The organism is Nitrospira tepida (assembly GCF_947241125.1).
Classification (GTDB): domain Bacteria; phylum Nitrospirota; class Nitrospiria; order Nitrospirales; family Nitrospiraceae; genus Nitrospira_G; species Nitrospira_G tepida.
In genome coordinates this window covers 3628839-3652502 of the sequence record NZ_OX365700.1, presented here as the reverse complement: position 1 = coordinate 3652502, position 23664 = coordinate 3628839, and the positions used below count along the sequence as shown (strand labels likewise).

Annotated in this window: 19 protein-coding genes; 12 read left to right on the top strand and 7 right to left on the bottom strand. The window is 63.5% G+C overall.

The features are described from left to right. The first annotated feature begins 2 nt into the window (after positions 1 to 2). From QWI75_RS17285 to QWI75_RS17265, 5 genes are all read left to right on the top strand, one after another. Complete coding sequence (locus tag QWI75_RS17285; protein WP_289270098.1) at positions 3 to 455, top strand: hypothetical protein; 453 nt, start codon at positions 3 to 5, stop codon at positions 453 to 455. 71 nt (positions 456 to 526) lie between these two features. Next, complete coding sequence (locus QWI75_RS17280) at positions 527 to 1243, top strand: hypothetical protein (protein ID WP_289270096.1); 717 nt, start codon at positions 527 to 529, stop codon at positions 1241 to 1243. 53 nt (positions 1244 to 1296) lie between these two features. Next, positions 1297 to 1980: a hypothetical protein gene (locus QWI75_RS17275; RefSeq protein ID WP_289270094.1), complete on the top strand. Its 684-nt coding sequence runs from the start codon at positions 1297 to 1299 to the stop codon at positions 1978 to 1980. Continuing rightward, positions 1928 to 2728 carry a hypothetical protein gene (locus tag QWI75_RS17270; RefSeq protein ID WP_289270092.1) on the top strand — a complete coding sequence of 267 codons (801 nt, stop codon included), beginning with the start codon at positions 1928 to 1930 and terminating at the stop codon, positions 2726 to 2728. Before QWI75_RS17275 ends, QWI75_RS17270 begins: the two co-directional genes overlap by 53 nt. A 1013-nt stretch (positions 2729 to 3741) precedes the next feature. Then, on the top strand, positions 3742 to 5082 hold the full coding sequence (locus tag QWI75_RS17265; protein ID WP_289270090.1) for a hypothetical protein: 1341 nt from the start codon (positions 3742 to 3744) through the stop codon (positions 5080 to 5082). Positions 5083 to 5180: 98 nt separating this feature from the next. On the opposite strand, the gene QWI75_RS17260 is transcribed toward QWI75_RS17265, so the two are convergent. The 3 genes from QWI75_RS17260 to QWI75_RS17250 all read right to left on the bottom strand — a co-directional run bounded on the left by QWI75_RS17260 (position 5181) and on the right by QWI75_RS17250 (position 8764). Then, positions 5181 to 5384, bottom strand: coding sequence for a MoaD/ThiS family protein (locus QWI75_RS17260; RefSeq protein WP_289270088.1), 204 nt, complete (start codon positions 5382 to 5384; stop codon positions 5181 to 5183). A 43-nt stretch (positions 5385 to 5427) separates the two neighbouring features. Next, a complete protein-coding gene (gene galT / locus QWI75_RS17255; protein ID WP_289270086.1) occupies positions 5428 to 6432 on the bottom strand; it encodes a galactose-1-phosphate uridylyltransferase in 1005 nt (334 codons plus the stop codon). A gap of 124 nt (positions 6433 to 6556) precedes the next feature. Beyond that, positions 6557 to 8764, bottom strand: a complete 2208-nt coding sequence (locus QWI75_RS17250) for a glycoside hydrolase family 57 protein (RefSeq protein WP_289270084.1) — start codon at positions 8762 to 8764, stop codon at positions 6557 to 6559. A gap of 92 nt (positions 8765 to 8856) precedes the next feature. On the opposite strand from QWI75_RS17250, the gene QWI75_RS17245 reads away from it, so the two are divergent. After that, entirely contained in the window at positions 8857 to 9270 is a 414-nt protein-coding gene (locus QWI75_RS17245) for a VanZ family protein (protein ID WP_289270082.1), read from the top strand. 6 nt (positions 9271 to 9276) lie between these two features. Here the strand turns inward: QWI75_RS17245 and QWI75_RS17240 are convergent, their stop codons facing one another. After that, positions 9277 to 10248: an aldo/keto reductase gene (locus QWI75_RS17240; RefSeq protein WP_289270081.1), complete on the bottom strand. Its 972-nt coding sequence runs from the start codon at positions 10246 to 10248 to the stop codon at positions 9277 to 9279. Between the two features lie 137 nt (positions 10249 to 10385). Here QWI75_RS17240 and QWI75_RS17235 point away from each other — a divergent pair, with 137 nt between their 5' ends. The 4 genes from QWI75_RS17235 (at position 10386) to QWI75_RS17220 (ending at position 15058) form a co-directional block, all read left to right on the top strand. After that, positions 10386 to 11057 carry an NlpC/P60 family protein gene (locus tag QWI75_RS17235; RefSeq protein WP_289270079.1) on the top strand — a complete coding sequence of 224 codons (672 nt, stop codon included), beginning with the start codon at positions 10386 to 10388 and terminating at the stop codon, positions 11055 to 11057. A gap of 299 nt (positions 11058 to 11356) precedes the next feature. Beyond that, positions 11357 to 12895, top strand: coding sequence for a DEAD/DEAH box helicase (locus QWI75_RS17230; protein ID WP_289270078.1), 1539 nt, complete (start codon positions 11357 to 11359; stop codon positions 12893 to 12895). Between the two features lie 183 nt (positions 12896 to 13078). Beyond that, complete coding sequence (locus tag QWI75_RS17225) at positions 13079 to 14185, top strand: aminoglycoside phosphotransferase family protein (RefSeq protein WP_289270075.1); 1107 nt, start codon at positions 13079 to 13081, stop codon at positions 14183 to 14185. Between the two features lie 111 nt (positions 14186 to 14296). Next, positions 14297 to 15058, top strand: a complete 762-nt coding sequence (locus QWI75_RS17220) for a nucleotidyltransferase family protein (protein WP_289270074.1) — start codon at positions 14297 to 14299, stop codon at positions 15056 to 15058. A 62-nt stretch (positions 15059 to 15120) separates the two neighbouring features. Here QWI75_RS17220 and QWI75_RS17215 read toward each other — a convergent pair whose 3' ends face one another. From QWI75_RS17215 to QWI75_RS17205, 3 genes are read right to left on the bottom strand one after another with little or no spacing between them, the layout of a single operon-like run. Further along, entirely contained in the window at positions 15121 to 16584 is a 1464-nt protein-coding gene (locus QWI75_RS17215; RefSeq protein WP_289270072.1) for a sigma-54-dependent transcriptional regulator, read from the bottom strand. Beyond that, on the bottom strand, positions 16581 to 17906 hold the full coding sequence (locus tag QWI75_RS17210; protein ID WP_289270069.1) for a DUF1015 domain-containing protein: 1326 nt from the start codon (positions 17904 to 17906) through the stop codon (positions 16581 to 16583). Before QWI75_RS17210 ends, QWI75_RS17215 begins: the two co-directional genes overlap by 4 nt. A 49-nt stretch (positions 17907 to 17955) precedes the next feature. Beyond that, positions 17956 to 18960: a polyprenyl synthetase family protein gene (locus QWI75_RS17205; protein ID WP_289270067.1), complete on the bottom strand. Its 1005-nt coding sequence runs from the start codon at positions 18958 to 18960 to the stop codon at positions 17956 to 17958. 261 nt (positions 18961 to 19221) lie between these two features. Between QWI75_RS17205 and QWI75_RS17200 the strand changes: the two genes are divergently transcribed. Then, on the top strand, positions 19222 to 20406 hold the full coding sequence (locus tag QWI75_RS17200) for a DNA polymerase Y family protein (protein WP_289270065.1): 1185 nt from the start codon (positions 19222 to 19224) through the stop codon (positions 20404 to 20406). A 56-nt stretch (positions 20407 to 20462) separates the two neighbouring features. Further along, a complete protein-coding gene (locus QWI75_RS17195; protein WP_289270063.1) occupies positions 20463 to 23519 on the top strand; it encodes a DNA polymerase III subunit alpha in 3057 nt (1018 codons plus the stop codon). Positions 23520 to 23664: the final 145 nt, after the last annotated feature.

Below are 23664 nucleotides of genomic sequence, written 5' to 3'. Positions count from 1 at the left end.
CTATGAACTGGTCGTGTCTTCGTAAGGTCATCCCGGTTCTTCTCGCGATCCTGACCGCTGGCCCGATGGATCCGGCCCCGGCGGCGCAGTTTAGCAGTGGCAGTACCGGCAGCCTCGGGGCCTTGGCCCCGGCCTCGAATACCACTGTGGTGCTCCCGGCCGACGGGATCTTGCACTACACGACGGTGACGATTCCGGCCGGCGTCACCGTCACGTTTCAACGCAATGCCGCGAACACGCCCGTGACGCTCTTGGCCCAAGGGGATGTGAGTATTGCCGGCACGATCAGCGTCAAAGGCGACGATGCGGTGCCCTACTCCGGCGACAATCCCAGCCCGCCCTCGCTCGGCGGACCAGGCGGCTTTGCCGGTGGGCAGGGCGGGACCAAATCGACCTCGAACAATAATGGGGCGGCGGGGCAGGGGGGCCGGGGGTGGCGCTCCAGGCATCTTTAATCCATGGTACACAACGACGACGGATGCGACCTACGGCGCGCCGGCGGATTTCGTGAGTCTGCTGCCGCTCTTTGGCGGATCCGGCGGGGGGCGGCGGCGGGCGCACTGCCAGCTATCCCTCGACCGCGGCGGGCGCCGGCGGCGGCGGGGCCATCGTGATCGCCTCCACCACCAAAATCACCGTGCAATCGACCGGCGTGATCAACGCCAATGGCGGGGCCGGCTACCGGGTGGCCTGCGACTGGCGAGCCGGCGGGGCCGGGAGTGGCGGGGCGATTCGCCTGGTCGCGCCCTTAGTCACCAACCTCGGGACGATTCAAGCCCTGGGCGGCACCCCCGGCTGTCCGACCGGCGGCGGGCCGGGCCGGGTTCGCATTGAAGCCTTCACGTTGGGTGCCATCTACGCGACGAATCCCGCGGCCTCGATCGCCGCGACGCCGGGGCCGGTGACGGCCTCGAGCGTGCCGGCGCTCACCAGTTTGCCGACCTTGCGCATCAGCACCATCGGCGGGGTGAGCACCCCCTCCGTGCCCGGAGGCACGTATACGACCGCCGATGTGACGATGCCGCCGGGCACCACCAATCCCGTGACGGTGACGATTGAGGCGACCAACACGCCGGTCCCCAGCACGTTCACGTTCGTGGTGCTGGCCCCGTTCACGACGGCCACCTCGGTCACGGCCAATTCTACCGGAACCTTTGCCAGCTCGACCGCCTCGGCCTCGCTCACGCTCCCCGCCGGGCAGACGAGTGTGCTGAACGTCTACAGCAATTTTGTGATGCCGTGATGGCACAGGATGACTTGATCAGGGAGGATTCAACGAAGAGGGGAGGGCTGACGATGGGGCTGAACTGGCGACACGGGGTTGGACTCCTGTTGACGATTTTCTGGACGGTCCCGGCTCTCGGCCAGACCTTCAGCAGTGGCAGTACCGGGGCGCTTGGCGCGTTCAACCCCGCGTCCAATACCACCGTGGTGCTCCCGGCGGACGGCATCTTGAACTATACGACGGTGAATATTCCCGCAGGGGTTACCGTCACCTTTCAGCCCAACAGCGCCAATACGCCGGTCACCCTGCTGGCGCAGGGGGATGTCACCATTGCGGGCACGATCAACGTGAGCGGCACGAATGCCGCGCCGGCCACCGGCAGCGGCTCGACACCGATCGCCGGCAGCAGCCCCGGGGACCGGGCGGGTTCGCGGGTGGCCAGGGGGCGTGCGCGGCGTGGGACCCGGGACGGGACCGCGGGGCGGGGGCCGGGCGGCGGGAACGGCGGCCAATGGTGGAGCGTGACCACCGGCGATGGGTTCTACGGCGCGGCCGCGACGTTTGTGAGCCTCATCCCGTTATTCGGCGGATCCGGCGGGGGTGGCGGGGCGGGCGATACCACGATCTGGGGCGCGGGCGGGGCCGGCGGCGGGGGCGCGATTGTCATCGCCTCGACCACTCAAATTACGATTTCCCTGGGGGATGCTCCGGGCCAACGGCGGGGCGGGCAATTACAGCTACAGTGGCAGTTGTGATCGGTACACGGGCGGCGCGGGGAGTGGCGGGGCCATCCGATTGGTGGCGCCGCAGCTCACGCACCAAGGGCTGGTGGAAGCCCTCGGGGGCACTGCGAGCTGTACGCCGTATCACGTCGGGATTCCGGGGCGGATCCGGGTGGAATGTACGACCTGCAGTACCCCGGGCACCATCAATCCCGCCGCGTCCGTCACGAATACACTGGGTCCTGTCTCCGCCGCCGGCACCCCGGCCCTTACCACCCTCCCCACGCTGACTATTAACACAGTCGGCGGCCTGACGGCGCCGGCAAGCCCGACCGGCGCCTATGCGACGGCCGATCTCACGCTCCCCGCTGCGACCATGAATCCGGTGACGGTCACGCTCACCGCGACCAACATTCCGGTCGGCACGATCTTTACCATCCGGGTGCTGCCCGAAGGCGAGCCGATGGTCCCCTTCTTGAGTACGCCGAGCACCGGCACCTTTGCAAGTTCCACCGCCTCGGCCCGTGTCAATTTGAAGCCTGGCAAGACCAATGTGCTCACTGCGTGTGTCGGCTATACTCAGGTCGCGGCCCTGCTGCCGTTCATTGATGGGGAACCGGTCGAGCAGCTCGTTGTCGCCGCCGGCATGGGGGAACCCTCGTCGCTCTCGGTCATCACCACATCAGGCAAAGAAGTCGCCGTGGCGCAGTTGCCTCAGGAGACCCAGGTTCAGATTGCCATGGCCTTCGAGCGGCTGCGCGAGAGGGAGAGCGAGCCATAAGCCTCAGAGGCGATCTCGTATGCAGAATGAGGACACAGCACTACTTAGTCAGTCTTCTCTGGGTGAATAGGCGGCATCCTCCACAGGTCATGCCTCGCTCGCATGGTCGGGCGAAGCGATCCATCCAAAACTTGATGGGGGAGATTGGCTAGGCCCGGCTAGCCGCCGGAGATCACGGGGCGAATCTCGATGCTATCGCCGTCGGCCACGACCTCGTATTCGGTCATGCGGCCGTTTTCTCCGATCACCAGATGAACTTCGGCGAGCAGGTTGAGGTCACGCGGCAGGTCCTGAGCATGATGTCGTCCCGGTGTCGGCGAATTGACGCCTCGCGCAGAAAGACATAGTTCAATGTCGGCAATGATTGTGCGGGGCCTGGTGCGTTCCCTCGCTGCAACCTAACTCGCACGGGCGAGGACGGGGACTTCTCTCTCAACCCGGTCTCCAACCGATCCTTCTCGACCTCCAGGTCATACTTCGCTTGCATGTTCACCCAGAGTCGATCTGTCGTCCCAAAGTATCTGGATAACCGAAGGACTGTAGTCGTTGACCCGAATGCTCATTTGACCGTGGCGGCTTCCCGTCAGTTTCTCCAAACGATTGCCTGGTGGCATTCATCAATCTTCTAACGACTCTGCTTCCTCCAGCGCCACAAATTTGCACAAAGCTCGTTTCTTCTATACAGCGATTCATCACGGACAATCTCCCAGCTCAGTTTGGTGACGCGCCTGCCTTGAGGAATGGCAAAACCTTCTCGGCTTTCATCACTATCTACGTCCTGGTTCAGTTCTTGGACGTTTGTTCACAGGGCATGCCGGTCGATCGGTCTGTTTCTTTTGGGAGTAGGGAGGGGAGGAGGGGCAAAGTCTGCCGCGACGTCGTGCGACTGAGCGAGAGATCCAAACTAGGCGCTCGCTCGTACTGATCATTGAGAGTAAATGTTCAGATGAATGGTTGTCGGTAGGTTGCGAGATCGAACGGAAGGGGAGAAGAGCCAGATGGAGAGAAGTTCTATGACGTTCGCCACTCAATCCCCGCTGGAGCGGGCGGCAACCTATCCGCTGCTGGACGCCCTTATTGAGCGCCGCTCTCGACGTTTTGGCAGGGGGATGCATCTGAACGGCGGACCCCTGGCCTATCAGAGCGCCCTGCCGCCCCAGCCCTTACAGGTGGAAGAGGAAGCCGCGCTGGCGTTTGCCGCGTGCGGCATCACGGGGTACGGGCTTGCTGATCTCCCTTATCAAGATGGGGCTGTCCTGGAGTCCGGAGGGGGGAATATCTTGATTCATTTCGTCGGTCGCCCCGTGGCGAGCGGCGATGCGGCCCATGCCGTGGTGTTGTTCGTGTTGAACGACGAGGGCGCCTGGATGCTCAAACGTCCTCAGGATTATCCTCGCCAGGCCCTGCCTGAGCTGATTCAAGCCGGACGGAACCATCAATTGGTCGAACTCTACGAACGACATCGAGTGCGGATCAGCGACCGGCGGCCGGACGTGCCTCGGACCCTGCCCTATGTGCCGCCGTTCAACAAGTGGTCCGCGAATCGGCCCGGCACCACCTATTTTCTCCCGGTCAACGACGTGACGGCTCTCTACATCAACATCCTCCTCTCGGCCTTCAGCGAGGACTTCGGATATTTCGTCGTTGATGATCGACATCGTTTCCAGCCTGCCGGCCTGGCGCGATTTGCCGGGAGCAAGGGCGGCCATCTGTCCGATGATCCTGAGCAAGGCCGTGTCGCGACTATCACCAGTCTGGAAACTTGGCTGTACGAGTTTGCCGCCATTGAGCAGGGAGGGATGCTGCAGAACCTTGGGCTGATGGCTCAAGCGCTGGGCCTGGGCGGATTTTCCCATTTTGCCGCGCATCCGTTCGCTTGGTTCCAAGCATTGGACTTTCGCATGGAGGAGATCCCCTTCTCGCGGACGATCGGCGCCGGCTGGTTGAGGACGGGGCTCTTGCGTATGCTCCATGATGACCTGCCTGTCCCGACGGGGGTGGGGCTGGAGCGAAACGGCCAGGCGCTGCTCAAGCCCTATTGCCCGCCCTATTACCGAACGATGGCAGAAGCGGTGCGCGCCTTCGTGGAGTACAAGTATGGGGCAGGCCGAGGGACATTGCGCGATGGGGGCGCAACGAGCGCCTGGCAGGATGGGGCGAGCGTGCAACAGGGCATTCCGGGCTATTCGGACCGGGCCATCGAGGCGACGATTGCCTACTGCGACTATGTCTACAGCCGGTATGGACGATTCCCCGCTTATAGTGGTCCATTCCGAACGGTGCTGGCCTATCAGGCCCATCATCTAGATCACACCTTCTATGACCGCTTCTACAAGCCGGGAGTGTACGCCTGACAAGGTAAAAGGACTGCGAAGAAGTTTCAAGAAAGAGGGTCGGAACCAAGCGGTGGGCCTCTGCCCGATTGTTGAGCAAGGCTTGCCGGAGACTTCAGCTACGTGCGGCTTCCGCCCGAGATCACGGGGCGGATTTCGATACTGTCGCCGTCGGCGACGACCTCGTCTTCGGTCATGAGGTCGCTGCCGCGGATCACAAGATGGGCTTCGACGAGCAGATTGAGATCCCGGAGCAGGTCCTGGACGCGCTTGGGCCCCTTGATCTCGATCTGTCTTTCGGGATGGCTGAGATGGACTTTCATCGGCTCGATCTTATGCCGCAACCTGGAATGGCGGCAAGAGGGGCTACAGCTCGGCTTCGCGCAGAAACTTCGCCGACTCCTCCGGCGAAACGGGGTTGATGTAGAAGCCGGTGCCCCACTCGAATCCCGCCACCTGGGTCAGCTTCGGGATGATCTCCACGTGCCAATGGTAGAAGGGACCGCTGCTCTCGTGGAGCGGCGAGGTGTGCAGCATCATATTGTAGGCGGGGCGGGCGAGCACGCGATCCATCCGCCGCAGCGTTTCGGAGAGGATCGGCGCCATGAACTCGAACTGCGCCTTCTGGCTCTCCTCATAGTAGGCCGCGTGGCGTTTGGGCAAGATCCACATTTCGAAGGGGAAGCGCGGCGCGTAGGGCGTGAGCGTGACGAACTCGGGATTCTCCGCCACGATGCGAGCGCCGTCGGCCAGCTCCTGCCGCACGATGTCGCAATACAAACAGCGTTCCTTGTCTTCGTAATGTTGGCGGCAGCCCTCCATCTCCTGCTCGGCGGCCGTGGGGACGACCGGCAACGCGATCAATTGTGAATGGGTGTGCTCCAACGTAGCCCCCGCCGCGGCGCCGCGATTCTTGAAAATCAGGATATAGCGAAACCGCGGGTCCTTCTTCAGGTCGAGCAGCCGGTCTCGGTAGGTCCACAAGAGGTCTTCGATCTGCTTGACGGGCATCTCCGCCAACGTCTCCTGATGGCGAGGCGTCTCGATGATGACCTCATGCGCGCCGACGCCGTTCATGCGATCGTACATGCCGAGTCCCTCGCGCCCCAGTTCGCCTTCCACGTGGAGCGCCGGAAACTTGTTCGGCACGACGCGGACGCTCCATCCCGGACTGTTGGGCTCGCTGCCCTGCGGGCGATAGGCCAGGATCTCCTTCGGGGTCAGCAATTCCTGCCCCGGGCAAAAGGGACACAACGACACCGGCGAGGTCTGGGGCGGCGGGGTGATGATGAAGTCGCGCGGCCGCACGCCGCGCTCGGTCGAAATGATCACCCACCGGCCGACGATCGGATCACGACGTAGTTCGGGCATTCTCCCTCCGCTCAATGAACAGCAAGTGCTGAGTGCTCAGTGCTGTGCTGAGTGGAACAGATGAGTTGTCTGTCCTCTCTTCGATCAATACTCAGCACTCAACTCTCAGCACTCAGCACTATGCTCAGACGCGCCACATCATAGCATCGAAATCCGACGTGGGCACTTCCAATGTCACCGGGTGCTGGTGCGGATAGCGCGCAACCTCCAGCCCTTCCCGCGTCACCAAAATGCTGAACGCAAACGACTGACCTGCCGTCAACTCGAATTCCCTGAATGGGACGGCCACTTCGATGATGCGCTGCCGTGCCAACCCCTGGAGTTCCCTGGCATATTCGAACGGCTCTCCCGGAACGCCGCGGGTCAGGAGGAACGTCCCTTCGGTCGGAGGAATCAGCGGAAACGTGACCTTGTAGGCGCGATCAGTAGTGCGGATGTCCCACTCGACGGACAGCGGAGGCTCCTGATCCTTCAAGGTGCGGTCAGGATCCAAGCGAAGGAACAACGTCTCCAAATTAAAGCCGAAGGCGATATGGGCGAAATACCGGGCCGGGCTCCACATGGCGCCGAGCGGCGGAGCGACCCGCAGGGTGCCGGCTCCGTACCATTCGAAGAAATCCGTCACCATGCCATCGAGCTTGGGCGAAATCAAGGCGGTCGGCAAGGCGACTAGGTCCTGCTGGGCGTGAGCCGGGGCAGGGGGGACAATCGGTTGGTGCAGGTGATCCGGGGCGATGAGGCCGGCCTTGGTCCACACGTTACGCAAGTGGGCGCGGAACAGGCGGTCGAACTCAAGCTTATAGTCCGTCTCGAACTCGTCGCCGTACCACCAGAACCAATCGCTTCCTTCTGCGGCATACAGCTCTTCCCAGGCCGCCTGTCTGATGTCGGGATCGAGCGACGGCGAGACCTCCAGGAGCCGCTGCCGGGTGTGCCGCAGTAATTCCCAGCCGCGCTGATCCTCCTCATGGCCGATCCAAATCGTGAAATCCGCATTGATCCATGAGCCGGAATGCAGATGAGGCAGCTTGGCCGGAGCGGGACAGGAGGTCAACGCGTCGGACAGGGTCTTGGTGTGGATTTCGAAGTGGCCCGGCTCGTCGGCGGCCTGTGCGGTCAGCTTCTGGTAGAGCAGCGAGAGGAACTCCTCGCCGCCGTCATGGTAATGCTCCCAGGGATTTTCGCCGTCGAGGATGACCGGGATCAGGAGGTCTTCCCGGGGCGACTCGTGCGGGATCGTGCGGAGCCGGCGGACCACGTCTTCCAGCGCGAGTTGTGGCAGGGTCCGATGGTAGCGAAAGCCGAAGGCGTCGGAAAAATCCCGGTCGCGGAAGACGGCGCGCAGGATTCGGCCCTGGTGCTGGATCTCATACGGTTGATACAACATGACCGAACGATGCCAGGGGCCCTGCTGCGTCTCGATCGACCGCGCGAGGATGCCTTCGTCCGTGGCGAACCAGCGGAGGCCGGCCTGGTGCAGAAGGGGGATCATCTCCGGGCAGACCGAGCCCTCGGACGGCCACAGGCCTTTCGGAGGCTCCCCGAAGACGAGCTGGTGGTATTCGACCGCCTTCCGGATCTGGGCCTCCGCATCTGCCGGGGCCTTGATCTGCGGCAGAGCCGGGAGATGCGGCAGCGAGCGCCGCGCGATCTCGGTATCGATCAGCAACGGCAGGATCGGGTGGTAGAACGGGCTCGTCGTGAGTTCGATTTGGCCGCGCGCCGCCAGTTTGCGATAGGAGGGCACGACCTCGCGCATGACGTCGAGCTGAAGGGCCAGCACGTCGTCCTTATCCTGTTCGGAAAACCCGCGCCCCTTCTTCCGCAGTTCGGCCAGGTGGGGGAAACGGTGCCGCGCGCCGTAGCCGAACCAGGCGAGATTATGCCAGACCTGCAAATCGAGCAGGTCCTGTGTCGTAAACCGCTTGGCCAGCGGTTCGAGATCCTGCGGGGCCACATGCAGCCCGCGCTTGACCAAGAGTTCCTGATAGCGCGGCGAGGGACGCACCATGGTCGCCCAGTTAGCCGAAAAAAAATGTCGGATCACGAAGGCGCGCTCTTCCGGAGACAACTCTGCGGCCGGTTTCCTGGCATGCTCCAGAAAGACGTCCGTGATCGCGCCGGCCGTCAGTTCCTCCAATTGTCTGAGCAGCGACGGGGTAAAGTTGAAAGTGGCGGAGATGCGGGGAAATTGATCAAGCAGGTAGACCATGTCGTAATAGGCCTTGGTGGCGTGGAGGCGCACCCAAGGCATGCTGGCCGATCCCGTGACCGGGTCGGTATAGTAGGGTTGATGCATGTGCCACAGGAAGCACAGCGCGGCGCGTTTCATGACCAGGCCTTTGTCATTGGTCGAGCGGCTGCTGTGGAGTATGTCATGGACGTAACAGGCTCGCAAACGTTCAACGGAAGGCTGCGCGACCGATGAATCATGAGCAGGTGTCGCCTCAGTATTCGCCGTTTGCCGCAGTCCGGCTTTTCGCCTATTGGGCGCCGCCGGTGGTGTATGCCGGAGCGATCTTCCTGCTCTCGGCCTTGCCCCATCCGGAGGAGGAACTGCCGTCGTTCCTTGGCGGGATCAGCGACAAGGTGCTGCACCTGATCGAGTATGCAGGCTTGAGCCTGTTGTGCTACCGTGCGTTCCGGTGGGCGGCAGGGGAATGGGGGGCGAAGCACGCGCTGTGGCTGGCCATCGTGGCGGCCACGCTGTATGGAGCCAGCGATGAACTCCATCAGGTCTTTGTGCCGCCCCGGGAAGCCGATCCGTGGGATCTGACGGCCGATGCGCTGGGCGCCCTGCTCGGGGCGGTGGGGTGGCGGCGCATAACGGAACCGTAGCGAACCTCACCAGGCATAGGCCTCGGGAGCCCGTCCTCCCGGACCAGGGAAGAGTTCGTCGAGCCGCTTGAGACTGTCCTGCGAGAGCGACAGGGACAAGGCCCGCATCGACCCGTTCAATTGGTCAAGGGTGCGGGGACCGATGATCGGCGCGGTGACGGCCGGCTGGTGGAGGAGCCAAGCCAAAGCGACGTCGGCGGGGCGCTCGCCCAATTGCGCACAGAGCCTGTCATACCCTTCCAGCCTCGCGCGGTTGGTTTCCACTTCCTTCCGCAGGTCCTCGTCGGCACGCCGTCCCGACGAAACAGGTTGCAAGGCGCCGGCCAGCAGCCCTCTCGCTAACGGGCTCCAAGGGATCAGGCCGATGCCGTAGGCCTCGCAGGCCGGAATCACTTCCAACTCGACCATCCGTTCGTGCAGGTTGTAGAGACTCTGTTCCGACACGAGGCCCAGAAAGTGCCGTTGCGCGGCGAGTTCCTGCGCTCGCGCGAGATGCCATCCCGCGAAGTTGCTGCTACCTATGTAAAGAATTTTCCCCTCGCGCACGAGCTGCTCCATCGCCTGCCAGATTTCCTCCCACGGGCATTCCCGATCGACATGGTGCATTTGATATAGATCAATATGGTCGGTCTTGAGTCGGCGCAGACTGTCCTCGCAGGCTCGTTTGATGTGGAGCGCTGAGAGTCGGGACTGATTCGGCCAGTCCCCCATGCGACCAAAGACTTTTGTGGCGAGGACGATCTTGTCGCGTCGTCCCTGTCCCTGAGATAGCCACCGCCCGACGATCTGCTCCGTGAGCCCCTCGCCGAGCTTCCACCCGTAGACGTTGGCGGTATCGAAAAAATTGATCCCCAGCTCCAGCGCCCGATCCATGATGGCGAAGCTGTCCTGCTCGCTCGTGAGCGGGCCGAAGTTCATGGTGCCGAGACAGAGCCGGCTGACTTTGACTCCGGCTCGACCGAGATGTACGTACTCCATGCGCTCCTTATAGTGCCTTTGCGGCGGAGTTGTCGAGAGGCGGGCGCTGCGGCTGGCCAACCGGATGTTTTCCTCAAGTGACGTGCATCTTTTGCCCGCTGAGCTATACTGGGCGGCGGTCATGACAGCGGAGGCACATGACGCGCGTTGGCTGGCATCTGGGTTCGGCGTTGTTGATTCTGGCGGTCGGCTGTGCCGGCCCGTCGGGAGACCGCTCCGGCCACCTGCCGGTTCAGGCGCGCGTCTGTTGCAAGGCCGGCGACACGGTGGCCAGGCAGCAGGCGGTGGCGAGGACCGCGGCCTCCCTTGTCGGCGTTCGCACAGTCGAGGTGAATGGGCGCCGGATCGCCTACGACTGCGCAGGCGTGACGCGCGCCATCTACCTCCGGCACGGCATCGACCTGTACGAAAACACGGATGAGAGCCAACAGGCTAACGGCGTCCGCCTGATCTATCAGCATGTGCGGCGGCACGGCCGCATCCATCACGGGCCGGTCGTCCGGCCGGGCGATCTCGTGTTCTTCGACAATACCTGGGACTACAACGGGGACGGCGCGGTCAACGATCCGCTCACGCATGTGGGGGTGGTCGAGCGGGTGGAAGCTGACGGTACGGTCCTGTTCATCAGCCGCGTGGCGGGCGCTGTGGAGCGGTATCGCATGAACCTAGCCTATCCGCATGTCCATAGGACGGCCGACGGCCGGATCCTCAACGATTATCTCCGCCGCAAAAAGTGGCGTGACCAGGACGGCACGCCTTACCTCACGGGCGAGTTGTTCGCCGCCTTCGGCACGCGCGTGGGGTCCTGATCCGGTTCATCACTGATGCTGTCCCATTTGACACGGAGGAATTTGTCCTGTATGGTGTGCCCATCACTGTCGAGACGGCCCGGCGACCGTGCAACCATAAATATTCCGGGCCTCGTCATCGCAGCGCGTTCAGATCCTCCTCGGAGCGGACTCCTTTCTGATTCTGCCTCCTTCGATTCTCTGACCTCGTCTCATGCGATGCTCATAGCAGGGTTCTCAAGGGTGCGCCTCCGAGCGATCCGCTGATCCGCTCTTGTGCCCGCGTAGCATCCTGCCTCACTTTCACCAAGGAGTGTTCTGTGTTGACTTCTGCTTCTTCCGTTTCTACCCCTGTGCCCTCCACCTCTGACGAAGCGATCGCGCCGGCCCAACCGGCGCAGGACGGAACGGTGACGTTCCGCTCGCTGGGACTTTCCGACGCCCTGTTGCGGGAGTTGGCCCAGGCGAAATTCACGGACCCGACGCCCATTCAGGCCAAGGCCATTCCCCCTGGGCTGGCCGGCCGCGACGTGCTCGGCTGTGCCCAGACCGGAACCGGCAAGACGGCCGCGTTCGTGATTCCCATGATCGAACGATTGGCCGGCGGGCCGGCCGGCCCGCCGCGCGGGTTGATCCTGACCCCGACCCGGGAGCTGGCGTTTCAAATTCAACGGGCGATCGGGTTGCTCGGGCGCAGCCGCCGGGTTTCCGCGACGGCCTTGGTCGGAGGCGAAGACCTCCGCATTCAGGTGCGCGGGCTGCACCAACGCCCGACGATCGTGGTGGCGACGCCCGGCCGCTTGCTCGATCACATGTGGAACGGGACGGTGAACCTGGCCTATTTCACGATCGTGGTCCTGGATGAAGCGGACCGCATGCTCGACATGGGCTTCGCGCCGCAGCTCAACCAGATTCTGGATGCCTTGTCTCCGGAACGGCAGACAATGCTGTTCTCCGCGACCATGCCGGACAATCTCGACGGGTTGGCGCGGGCGGGGTTGAAGAATCCCGTGCAGGTGATGGTCAATCCGCCGGCCACGGCGGCGCACACGGTCACCCACGAGGTGCACCATACGACGCACGACGACAAGATCAACCTGCTCTTGAACTTGATTCAGGACCCGGCTGGCAGCGTGCTCGTCTTCACGCGCACCAAACATCGGGCGGATCGGCTGGGAACCGCCTTGGAGCACAAGGGCCACCGGGTGGCGGTGCTGCATGCGGGACGGCGTCTCTCGCAGCGTCGCGCGGCGCTGGAAGGCTTCCGGCGCGGGACCTATCGCATTCTCGTGGCGACCGATATCGCGGCGCGCGGGATCGACGTGGCGAACATCGGCCATGTGGTCAATTTCGACCTGCCGAATACGCCGGAAGACTATGTTCACCGGATCGGGCGGACCGGCCGCATGAAGGCGATCGGGCGCGCCACCAGCTTCGTCACCGGTGAAGACCACTTCCAGCTTCGGGCGATCGAGAAGCTGCTCGGCAGACCGGTACCCCGCGCGGCGGGAAGTCCGGCGCCCCACTCCCACGGGCCCAGTTCCGGCCGTGGCCCCGCTCATCGAGGGGGCGGCCGTCCCGGTTATGGAGCCGGCGGATCGAGAAGGCACGACGGGCATCAGACGGGTGAATCGCACCGTCGCGGTGACGGTCAGCATCGCCGCGAGTTCAGCCGGCCGGTTGAGGGGAACCGATTTGCCGACGCCGGTCGAACGGGCCAGCCACAGCACAAGGGGTTTCCGCAGCAGGGCCAGATGCATCAAGATCACGCGCCGCGGCCCCATGCGCATGCGGCAGATCTGAACCATCAGGCCAGGCGGCCCCGCCGGCTGTTCATGCAGCCGAAGAACGGGAACTGAACCAGAGGAAATGAACCGGTCTCCGGGGCGTCGAGCCGACGCTCCGGAGACCGGTTCCCTTCTCCTTCCTGGCCGGCTCATCCGCCGGCTTCTCCCATCGACCGCCTTGTCCCGTTCGACCCTCTGCCGGATTTTGCAGTCCTGTTCGTGAACGACCGCACTTCAGGTATAATGCGCGTCCGTATGGGCACGACCAACCCCGCGGCTCCGGCGGCGCCGCTTGCTCCACCCGATCATCAACGAGTCGCGGATACCGTTCGGACGAAACTGCCGTTTCACGCCCGGTTCGGAACCCTGACGCCGCTCGCGGGCGACGCCTCGAACCGCCGGTACTTCCGCATTCACCTCGCCGGCGAGCCCAACGACCGGACGGCCTCGGTCATCCTCATGCAGCTCGCCGAGCCGGAAGCCTTCAAAGCCTCCGAGGAGGCGGTCAGCGGCACCGTTCAGATCGCCGAACTGCCGTTCACGAACATCCTCGCCCATCTGTCCGCGTTCCGCTTGCCGGTTCCCACGCTGCACTACTACGACCGCGAAGCAGGGCTGTTGTACCTGGAGGATTTCGGCGATCTGACGTTGCTGGAAGCTTGCGCCAAGGCGGACGCGTCCCGCATCGCCTCGCTCTATAAGCAGGCGATCGACAGTCTGGTGGTCATCCAAGTCAAGGCGACGGCGCCGACCAATCCCGCGTGCGTGGCGTTCCACCGGAAATTCGACGTCCCGCTCCTGATGTGGGAGTTCGACCACTTCCTCGAATACGGGGTGAACGCCCGGCGGCCCGCTCCGATGAAGGCGGAGGATGCGGTTCTCGTCCAGAACGAGTTCCGCAAGATTGCCGAGCTGATGGCCGCGCAACCTCACGTGCTTGTCCATCGCGATTATCACTCTCGCAACTTGATGGTGGACGGGAACCGGATCGGCATCATCGATTTTCAGGACGCATTGATGGGACCGGCGGCCTATGACCTGGCGTCTCTCCTGCGCGATGCCTATCTGGCCCTGGACGAATCGCTGGTTGACGAGCTGATCGCCTATTACTTGGACGGATTGGCCCGGCATGGACTGCGCATGGAGCCGACGGCGTATCGGCGCGTCTTCGACCTGACCAGCATCCAGCGCAATCTCAAAGCAGCCGGCCGCTTCGTCTACATCGACCGGATGAAGCACAATCCGAAATTTCTGGCGGACATTCCGCGCGTGTTGGGGTACGTGCGGCGCAATCTCGAGAAGTATCCTGAACTGGCGGCGCTGCGGCAGCACCTCGCGCCCTACGTGCCGGAACTCCAATGAATCGTCATGGGTCATCCGTCATTCGTCAATCGGGAAGACGATCATTCGAATCTTGTCCTTTCGATGTTGACTTCCGCTTGACGACTGACGCTTGTCGATTGACGTGATTTCATGAAAGCCATGATCCTGGCGGCCGGTCTCGGGACCCGCCTGCGGCCGCTGACGAACAGCATTCCGAAGCCGCTCCTGCCGGTCGGGGGCACGCCGCTCATCGTCTGGAACCTGTTGTTGCTCCGGCGCCACGGGTTCCGCGACGTGATCATCAACTTGCATCATCTGGGGCCGCTCATCGAACACGCGCTGGGCGACGGGGCGCGGTTCGGCATGCGGATCACCTACTCGCGCGAACCGGTGATTTTGGGAACCGGCGGGGGCATCAAGCAGGTGGAATCGTTTTTCAACGGCCAGCCGGCGCTGGTGCTCAACGGGGACACCCTGTTCGAGATGGATCTCAGCGAGCTGGTGGATTTCCACCATGCACGGGAGGCCGCCGCCACGCTGGTGTTGCGCGAAGATCCCGACGCGGCGCAATGGGGCCTCGTCGAAATCGACGGCGACCGGCGCATCCTTCGCATCAATGGCAAGGGAAAGGAAAGCCGGGAGGAGGTCTTTCCGCGCATGTTCGCCGGCATTCATGTGCTGCATCCCCGCCTGCTCCGCTCCGTGCCGGCCGGCCAACCGTCCTCGATCATCGACGCCTATCTGGAGGCGATCGCGCGAGACGAGCTCGTGCTGGGATTTGATTTGACCGGCTATTGGTCCGATATCGGCACGCCCGAACGCTACGCCCAGGCCGAGCGGGACGTCGCGACCAGGCGGATTTCGCTTGCCGCGCGCAACGATGCCTCGCTCGCCCATTCTCCAAGCCAATAACCGAATCGGTTGCGAGGGCAGGGGGCCGGAGCGCTTGAAAAGCTTGTCAGAACCACCCGGACTCAACTGTCGGCCGGCAGTTCCTTGTCGAGGTTCTTCTGTCTCATGAGGCGGGCGAGATAGGTGCGCTGCAGGTGGAGTTGTTCGGCGGCCTTGGTTTGGTTGCCGCCCGACTGTTTCAGCGCCCGCAGGATCAACATGCGGCTGTGTTCTTCCATCGACTGGTGGTACGGCAGATTCATATACGGAAAGGTCTGTGCGGAACTCTGGTCCGCCTGCTCGCGGACGGGCGCCGGCGGATGGGCCGGCTCTGTCGGCGTCAGCCCCAATGATTCCGGCTCGATCTCCTCGGAGGGACTTAGGACAACAGCCCGTGCGATCGTGTTGTCGAGTTCCCGGATGTTTCCCGGCCAGGCGTAGCTCAGCATGGCCGCTTTGGCCGAGGCGCTCAGCTTCATGCCCGCATGCTTCGATTCCAGGCTGTGGCGCTTCAGGAAAAACTCGGCGAGCGCCGGGATGTCGTCTGGGCGCTCGCGCAGGGGTGGAAGGGTAAAGTTGATCACGTTCAACCGGAAGTACAGGTCCTCCCGGAATTGGCCGGCCTTGACGGCCTGCTTCAGATCCCGGTTGGTTGCGGCAATGACCCGGATGTTGACGGAGATTGTTTTCGTGCTGCCCACCCGCTGAAACTCCCGGTCTTGCAGCACGCGCAGCAGTTTCGCCTGGAGCGGCAGGGACATGTCCCCGATCTCGTCGAGAAACACGGTGCCCCCGTCCGCCATCTCGATCTTGCCCTTATACAACCGGTCGGCCCCGGTGAAGGCGCCGCGTTCGTGGCCGAATAATTCGTTTTCCAAGAGCGTTTCCGTCAAGGCCACGCAGTTGATGACGACCAGCGGATTCTGGCGGCGCGGGCTCCATTGGTGAATGGAGCGCGCGAAGAGTTCCTTCCCCGTCCCGCTTTCGCCCAACAGCAACACGCTGGCGTCCGAGTTGGCCGCCCGTTTCGCGCCCTCGATGATCGTGGTGAATTTGGGGCTGCTGCCGACGATGGTGGAGTACCGGCTGTCAATCTCGCCGCGAAGCACGGCGACCTGGCGGCGCAGGGATTCCCGCTCGGTGGCCTTCTGAATCACGATCGCCAGATGGTCCTTGTCCAGCGGCTTGGTGAGAAAGTCGTAGGCGCCGAGCTTCATCGCCTCGACCGCGGTGGAGATGGTCCCGTGGGCGGTCATGACGATGACCGGCGGTTCCAGGTCGCCGGGCAGATGCCGATCCGATTGAGCGGATTCGACGGAGGTCACGCCCGGCTTGGGTTGTCCCATGCGTCGCAGCACGTCCAGCCCGGACAGGTAGGGCAGCTCGATGTCGAGCAACACCAGATTCGGCGCCTCCTGCTCGATCAGTTCGAGCGCGCGGCGGCCGTCCTTCGCCGTCACGACCTGATAGCCCCCGGCCTCCAGGCGATCCTGGAGCATCGTCAGGATATCGGGATCGTCGTCGACGACGAGGAGTTTGGCTTTCACCCCCGATCCTCCATCACGTGCAGGACAAGGCCCGTCACGGGCTTGGGATAGAAATAGGTGGACTTGTGCGGCATCCGCTCCCCGGCGACGGCCACGGCCCGGACCTCATCGACTTTGGTCGCATTCAGCAACAGCGCCCCCTCCGCGGTGCCCTTGGCGACCCAATCGAGCGCTTCAGATTCGTCCTTCGTGTAGACGATGGATTCCAAGTCCTGCTGAGTCGGACAGAGCTTCGCGATCACCTGTTGTTGCAGGATCGAGACGTCCAGCCGGTCGCGCGGCGAAGCCGTCTCCGGAAGGCGATGTTGCGGGCGCTGGACCAAGAGCCAGTATTCCCCGCTGCCTCGAACGGCCAGGCCGAAGCAGGGATCGGTCTTCCCTCTGTCGCGGAGAGCCTGGAGAAACGTCGTCCGCGCGGTTTCCTCCGCCGTTCCCTGCAAGCGGAATGGCACGGTCTCGAACCACGGCTCCAATAACGCCCTGAGTTGCGATGTCGGCGGCGCCGGCTTGGTCAAGACGCGATGGGTGGGCAGCACGGTCAACCCCGGATCTTCCAGCCGGGAGAACAGCATGAGCACCTGATCGTAGGGCTGAAGTTCCTGGGAGGCCCCGTTCTGCTTGCGGCGCAGGCGTTGGTAGTTCAAGGCCGTTTCGTAACGATGATGCCCGTCGGCGATGAACAGCGGGCGCGGCTGCATCAACTCCACGGCCTGACGCAAGACGGCGGGGTCGTCAATGACCCACAGGCTGTGCTCGTCTCCCGTTTCATCGCGGAACGCGGCGCGCGGCGCTTTGCCGGAAACGGCCCGTTCAAAAAGGCCGCTCACGGCCCCTTCCGGGTCCGAATACAGGGACCAGATCGGGCTGAAATTGGCCCGGCAAGCCTCGAGCAGCCGAAGCCGGTCCGTCTTGGCGGCGGCCCTGGTATTTTCATGCGGATAGATTTCCCCCGAATCGAGCTCGGCCAGTTTGAAGTTCGCCAGGAATCCGGTCAGTGTCTTCGTAGCGGACGAGCCTCGTTCGGGCGTCCGATAGGTGATCCGGTACAGGTACATGCAAGGGGAGGCATCCCGCTTGAGCACGCTCTGTTCCAGCCAATCCTGTAAGAATCGGGCGGCCCGGCTGTACCGGTTGTCCGTCTCCGAATCGGAAGCCTGCTCGAAGCCCAGTTCCAACCGGATCACGTTGTTGGGGTGCCGGTCGTGCAACGCTTTCTGGCCGGCCGCATCGATGACATCATAGGGGGGCGCCACCAGGTCGCGGATGGTCCCGAGACGTGCCTGGTCGAAATAAACACCTCGAAAGGGGACGACGTGTGCCATGGAACTCCTTTGTCGGGTCTCTCTGTCGGATCTCTGAGCGGGCGGAGGGTTACCGGTCGCGCGTCACCATGTACTCGGCCGCAACCATCAGCGCGCGCTTGGGGGTGCCGTCTTCAAATTGGTCGAGGTCGGCGATGGCGGCGTCCACGAAACGACGGGCCCGATCCACCGCGTAGACAATCGAGCCGTACTGGCGCATGAGCCCAATGATGCGAGTGAGGTCCTGGTCCGTCAGGGAGCGCGTCTCCATGCGATCTTTGATCATGCTCTTGTCGGATTCGGAACAGTGCCCCAACAGATGCAGCAACGGCAGCGTGGCCTTGCCTTGCCGCAGGTCCTGTCCGAGCGCCTTGCCTAGACAGTCCCCATTGGCCGTATAGTCCAGCGTGTCGTCCGCCACCTGAAAGGCAATGCCCAGGTGTTGGCCGAACCGGAACAGGGCCGTCTGTTGGGCCGGGGAGGCGTCTGCAATGATGGCGCCCATGCGGCAGGAGGCCGCGATGAGCCCGGCGGTCTTGTGCTCGACGATCCGCAGATAGTCCGCTTCGGGCATCGAGGGGTTGCCGTTGTAATACAACTGAAGGACCTCGCCCTCCGCCATTTTCCAGCAGGCGTCCGCCAGCACCTCGTTCACGATATGGCTGCGGAAATCCACGATCTGGCGCATGGCCTTGGAATAGAGATAGTCCCCGACCAGGATGCTGATCTGATTGCCCCAGACGCGGCGGGCTGTCCGGCGCCCACGGCGCAGGTCGGCATCGTCCACCACGTCATCATGGAGCAGGGTGGCGGTGTGGATATATTCCACCAAACAGCCGAGCAGGTGGTGATCCGCCCCGGTATAGCCGCAGAGGCGGGCACAGAGCAGGAGCAGCAACGGACGCACCCGTTTGCCGCCGCTGCTCAGGATATGGCCGGCGACGGTGTTGACGAGGGCGACCGGGGAATTGAGGTTTTTCTGGATCTGCTCTTCAACGCCTTGGAGCTCGGAACGGTAGGCGTCCCAGACATCGGCCATCGTCTGGATCGTGGAAATGGACGGCTGATCCGACATGGCGCGTGATAGTAGGCCAGGGAGCAGGGCAAGTCAAGCTGGGAAGGCCGGTTTCAGGACTTCTTCGAGTGCGGTTCTGTTGCCGATTCATGCGCGAGGCACGCATCGCGCGGCCGTGCTCGTGCTTCCGTGCCGCGGTCCTTACGTATTCGCTGAGGGCTAGCCGCGATGTGCACATTCTTGACAGTCGCTGCTTCGCAATGTAACCATTGGATACATTCCAAAATGAGCCGAGCCCATCTCTGAAAGCGTGCGCTGCGTATGGAACGGCAGATCCTGCGTTTTCACGTGCCCTCGTTCGGCATTGCGCTGGCGCGAGCGGACGATGCGTCGCTAAACGGCCGGCCCGTCGCCTTGGTCTCCGTGCATACGCCGCGCGCCAGGTTGTGCGAAGTGTCTCATGAAGCGTTCGCCGAGGGCCTGTCGCCGGGTATGCCGGCCGATCTCGCGCGGCACTTCTGTCCCTCGCTGCGGATTGTGCTGCCGCATCCCTTTCGTGTGCGTGTGGCGCACGAAAAGTTGCAACGACTCCTGGCTGACTTGACGCCTCTGTGGGAACCGGTCCGGCCCGGGTCGTGGTTCCTGGATTTGACCGGCACGGCCCGCCTCCATGGTCCGGCGGTGGACGCTGGTGCCCGCCTTGAGCGGGAAATGATGCGCCGTCACAATCTTGCCGGCGTGATCGGAATCGGCTCGAGCAAGCTCGTGGCGCACCTCGCGGCCACGACGCTGGAACGGCCGCCGCAGCTCCGTCACGTCGAGCCCCATATGGAACGGGCGTTCCTGGCGCCGCTCTCGCCCGACCTACTGCCTGGCTTGCGTCGCCTCCATGCCTCCCGGGTGCTCGCCCTCTTGGATGACTTGAACCTGCGCACATTGGGCGCCATTGCCGAGGTGTCGTTGTCGGCGATGGAAGGTGTTATGGGGCCGGCCGCCAGGCTCCTGTATGAGTGGGCGCAGGGGATCGACCTGTCGCCGGTGCATCCGCCGGCCACGCAACCGGCTCTTGAGTGGTCCTGTACGCTGGATCCGGAACAGATCGATGACCAGGTTCTGTTGGGACGTTGTTGCGCAGGCATTGAATACCTGTGCCGGAGGTTGCGCCGGCAGCAGCGGGTCTGCCGGCATCTGGCGCTGATCGTGCGGTATTGCGATCAGCAGGAGGTCCGTGCCGATCGGACGGTGGAGGGGACCTGCTGGGAAATGGACCTGCTTCCAATCCTTACGACACTGTTTTTCCGGTGCGTGCGCCGGCGGGTGCGGGTGCAACGGATCATTCTGCGAGCGGAGCAGGTGGGGCCGCCGGCGGAGCAACTGGCACTGTTCGATCATGAGCCGATCTCGGAGGCCGCGCAGCGGATAAGGTGGCAACGGCTCTGCGCGGCGCTCGATGTACTTCGCGACCGGTTCGGCGAACGGGCGATTTGGTGGGGCCGCACGACGTGAAGCCGAGGATGACGCACGACATGGGGCGTCTCAATTGAGGCACGCGCGGGGACAAGGTGGCCGAGTTCGTTCATCTGCACGTGCATTCGGACTATTCGCCCATGCTGGGGGTCGCGCCGGTCACCGAGCTCTGCCGAGCGGCCCGCGCCCAGGGGGCGGACATGCTGGCGCTGACCGATACCAACGGGCTGTATGGAGCCGTGCGGTTTATCGAAGTGGCCAGCCAGGCGGGGCTGCGGCCGATCCTCGGCGCAGAACTGACGACGGCCGAACATCGGGCGGTGCTCTTGGCGAAGACGCCGGAGGGCTACGCCAACCTCTGCCGGTTGCTCTCCGATCGCCATTGCGATCCGTCGTTTGATTTCATTGCGGCGGTGGCCGCCCGCCGGACCGGCCTGATCCTGCTGACCGATCATGAGCAGGTGTTGACTTCCTGGGCCGAGCAATCCTGTGAGGACCTCTATGTTGAGCTGACGCCGGGCCACAGGATGCATCAGGCGCTGCTCGTGAGCCGCCGCCTGGGTCTTCTCCCGGTCGCGACGAACCGGGTGTATTGTGTGAGGCCGGAGGAGTTTGCCGTGCATCGCCTGTTGCGCGCCATCGCGTTGAATACCACGCTTTCGCGACTGGCGCCGGACGCCTGTTGCGCGCCGACGCAGTGGCTCATGCCGCCGGCGGCGATGGCCCGGCACTTCCCGCACGTGCCCGAGGCGTTGGAAAACAGCCGGCGCATCGCTGAGGCCTGTCATGGCGATTGGGCCTTCCGCGACACGATCTTCCCGACGTTTCGCTCTCTGTCGGATGACGAGGCCTGCGCCCTGTTGCGCCGGAAGACCTACGACGGGGCGCGCCTCCGGTACGGCGGCCTGCTGTCTTCCGAGGTCCGCGCCCGCATCGAAAAGGAACTCGACATCATTCGGCGGAAGGGTTTCTCGCATTACTTTCTCATCGTGGAAGAGATCGTCAGGCAAGCGGCGCGTACCTGCGGGCGCGGCTCGGTTGCGGCGTCGATCGTCTCATACTGTCTGCAGATCACGCACGTGGATCCGATCCGGCACAATCTCTTTTTCGAGCGGTTCTTGAATCCGGGCCGCCGGGATCCGCCGGACATCGACATCGATTTTCCCTGGGATGAGCGCGACCCTATCGTGAAGGGGGTGTTCGAGCGATACGGGGCCAGGCAGGCCGCGATGGTCGCGAACCAGAATACGCTCGGATGGCGAGCGTCGCTGCGCGAGGTGGCGAAGGTCTACGGCATGCCGGCCGAGGAGATCACACGGGTGTCCTCGCTGGTATCGCGCCGAAAGGATGTGCTCGATGCCGAGGATCGGGCGGCCGCCGGAGACGAAGATCGGGATTGGACGGCTCGTCTCAGCCGGGACCTGCGGCTCGCTCCCCCCTGGCCGGAGATTCTCCGGCTGGCGGGGCAGGTCCAGGGGCATCTCCGGCACCTGTCGGTGCATTGCGGCGGGATCGTCATCGTGCCGGACGACATCCGCCGATATGTGCCGGTGGAGATCGCGGCCAAAGGGGTGCCGGTCATCCAATGGGAAAAAGACCAGACGGAAGATGCCGGGCTGGTCAAGATCGACCTGTTGGGGAACCGCTCGCTGGCGGTCATCCGTGACGCGCTGGCATCGATTGAAAGGCACCACGGCCGCACGATCGACGAGGCGGCGTGGGATCCGCTGCAGGACGCCGCCACGCAAGAGGCAATTCGACGGGGCGACACGATCGGCTGTTTTTACATCGAATCGCCCGCGACCAGGCTCTTGTTGAGAAAACTCTGGGGCGGCATGCCCGCTTCTAGATTGGCGCAGCTCGACGTGTTCGACAATTTGGTGATCGTCTCTTCGCTCGTGCGGCCGGCGGCGAATCCGTTCATCGAAGCGTTCATCCGGCGCGCGCAGGGGGCGTCTTACCGGCCCTGGCATCCGCGGCTCGGATCCATCCTGGACGAGACCTACGGCATCATGGTCTATCAGGAAGACGTGACGAAAGTCGCGATGGCGGTCGCGGATTTTTCGGTCGAGGACGCCGACCAGCTTCGCAAGGTCCTGAGCAAGAAACACAAGCAGAAACAGCTCCACGACTACTACATGCAGTTTTGCGCGGGCGCGGAGCGAAACGGCCTGCCGGCCCAAACGATCGCGGCGCTCTGGAGCATGATCATGAGCTTCGCGGGCTATAGCTTTTGCAAGCCCCATTCGGCCAGCTACGCGCAGGTCTCGTTCAAGTCGGCCTACTTGCGCGTGCATTATCCCGCCGAGTTCATGGCGGCCGTCATCAGCAATCAGGGCGGGTTCTATTCCACCTATGCATACCTCTCGGAGGCCAGGCGAATGGGCCTGACGGTGCTGCCGCCGGACGTGAACGCCAGCGATTGGGCCTATACCGGCCTGGGACGCACGATCCGGATCGGGTTGATGCAGGTCAAGACACTGGCCGAGGCGACGGGACGACGGATCGTGGCGGAGCGGGCGAGCGGCGGCTCATTCCGGTCCTTCCAGGAGTTCCTCTCCCGGGTGAAGCCGGAGCAGGGCGAGGCGCGGGCGTTGATCCGGGCCGGCTGCTGCGATTCTCTGGCCGGGGAACTGACGCGCCCCGCCTTGTTGTGGCGGTTATACGCGGACGGCTCGGGCGCGGCGCCCTTGCCCATTCCGGAAGAGTACGCTCCGGCGCGGAAGGCGGCGCATGAGGTTGAGACGCTGGGGTTTCCCATAAGCAGGCATCCGTTGGATCCCTATCGCGAGCAGGGCGAGCGGCTGGGCGCAATCCCCGGTTCGGCGATGGCCCGCTATGCCGGGCGGCGCGTGAGGATGCTGGGTTGCCTGATCACCGAAAAATTCGCCGAGACCAAAGACGGGCTGCCGATGGAGTTTGCCACGTTCGAGGATCAGACGGCGCTCTATGACGCCACGCTGTTTCCCAAGGTGTACCGCCGCTGTTGCCATCTGCTGTTCCCCAACCGTCCCTATGTATTGTTCGGGGTCGTCGAGGAGCAGTTCGGCGTCGCGACCTTGACGATCGAAGAACTGCAGCCGCTGGGCCGGCTGCGAGAGCCGCCTTTCCTGCGCAACGGACGGAGTTGCCGGGGATACGAGGGACGATGAGATGGGGACAGGTGGTTTAAGGGAAATCTTCCTGCCCCGGTCGTCGGCTGTTCCCTTGACAGCTTCGCGCGCCATCCAGTAAGTTCTTGCTCATCCTGGACAGGCATGTCCGCCTCAGAAACGATGCCCGAGGACGAGGCGTGTT

Bases quoted from the DNA above. Each gene is read 5' to 3' on its own strand.
- QWI75_RS17285 (WP_289270098.1), top strand. From the start codon at position 3: ATGAACTGGTCGTGTCTTCGTAAGGTCATCCCGGTTCTTCTCGCGATC.
- QWI75_RS17275 (WP_289270094.1), top strand. From the start codon at position 1,297: ATGGGGCTGAACTGGCGACACGGGGTTGGACTCCTGTTGACGATTTTC.
- QWI75_RS17270 (WP_289270092.1), top strand. From the start codon at position 1,928: ATGCTCCGGGCCAACGGCGGGGCGGGCAATTACAGCTACAGTGGCAGT.
- QWI75_RS17265 (WP_289270090.1), top strand. From the start codon at position 3,742: ATGACGTTCGCCACTCAATCCCCGCTGGAGCGGGCGGCAACCTATCCG.
- QWI75_RS17260 (WP_289270088.1), bottom strand. From the start codon at position 5,384: ATGAAAGTCCATCTCAGCCATCCCGAAAGACAGATCGAGATCAAGGGG.
- galT (WP_289270086.1), bottom strand. From the start codon at position 6,432: ATGCCCGAACTACGTCGTGATCCGATCGTCGGCCGGTGGGTGATCATT.
- QWI75_RS17250 (WP_289270084.1), bottom strand. From the start codon at position 8,764: ATGAAACGCGCCGCGCTGTGCTTCCTGTGGCACATGCATCAACCCTAC.
- QWI75_RS17245 (WP_289270082.1), top strand. From the start codon at position 8,857: ATGAATCATGAGCAGGTGTCGCCTCAGTATTCGCCGTTTGCCGCAGTC.
- QWI75_RS17240 (WP_289270081.1), bottom strand. From the start codon at position 10,248: ATGGAGTACGTACATCTCGGTCGAGCCGGAGTCAAAGTCAGCCGGCTC.
- QWI75_RS17235 (WP_289270079.1), top strand. From the start codon at position 10,386: ATGACGCGCGTTGGCTGGCATCTGGGTTCGGCGTTGTTGATTCTGGCG.
- QWI75_RS17225 (WP_289270075.1), top strand. From the start codon at position 13,079: ATGGGCACGACCAACCCCGCGGCTCCGGCGGCGCCGCTTGCTCCACCC.
- QWI75_RS17220 (WP_289270074.1), top strand. From the start codon at position 14,297: ATGAAAGCCATGATCCTGGCGGCCGGTCTCGGGACCCGCCTGCGGCCG.
- QWI75_RS17210 (WP_289270069.1), bottom strand. From the start codon at position 17,906: ATGGCACACGTCGTCCCCTTTCGAGGTGTTTATTTCGACCAGGCACGT.
- QWI75_RS17205 (WP_289270067.1), bottom strand. From the start codon at position 18,960: ATGTCGGATCAGCCGTCCATTTCCACGATCCAGACGATGGCCGATGTC.
- QWI75_RS17200 (WP_289270065.1), top strand. From the start codon at position 19,222: ATGGAACGGCAGATCCTGCGTTTTCACGTGCCCTCGTTCGGCATTGCG.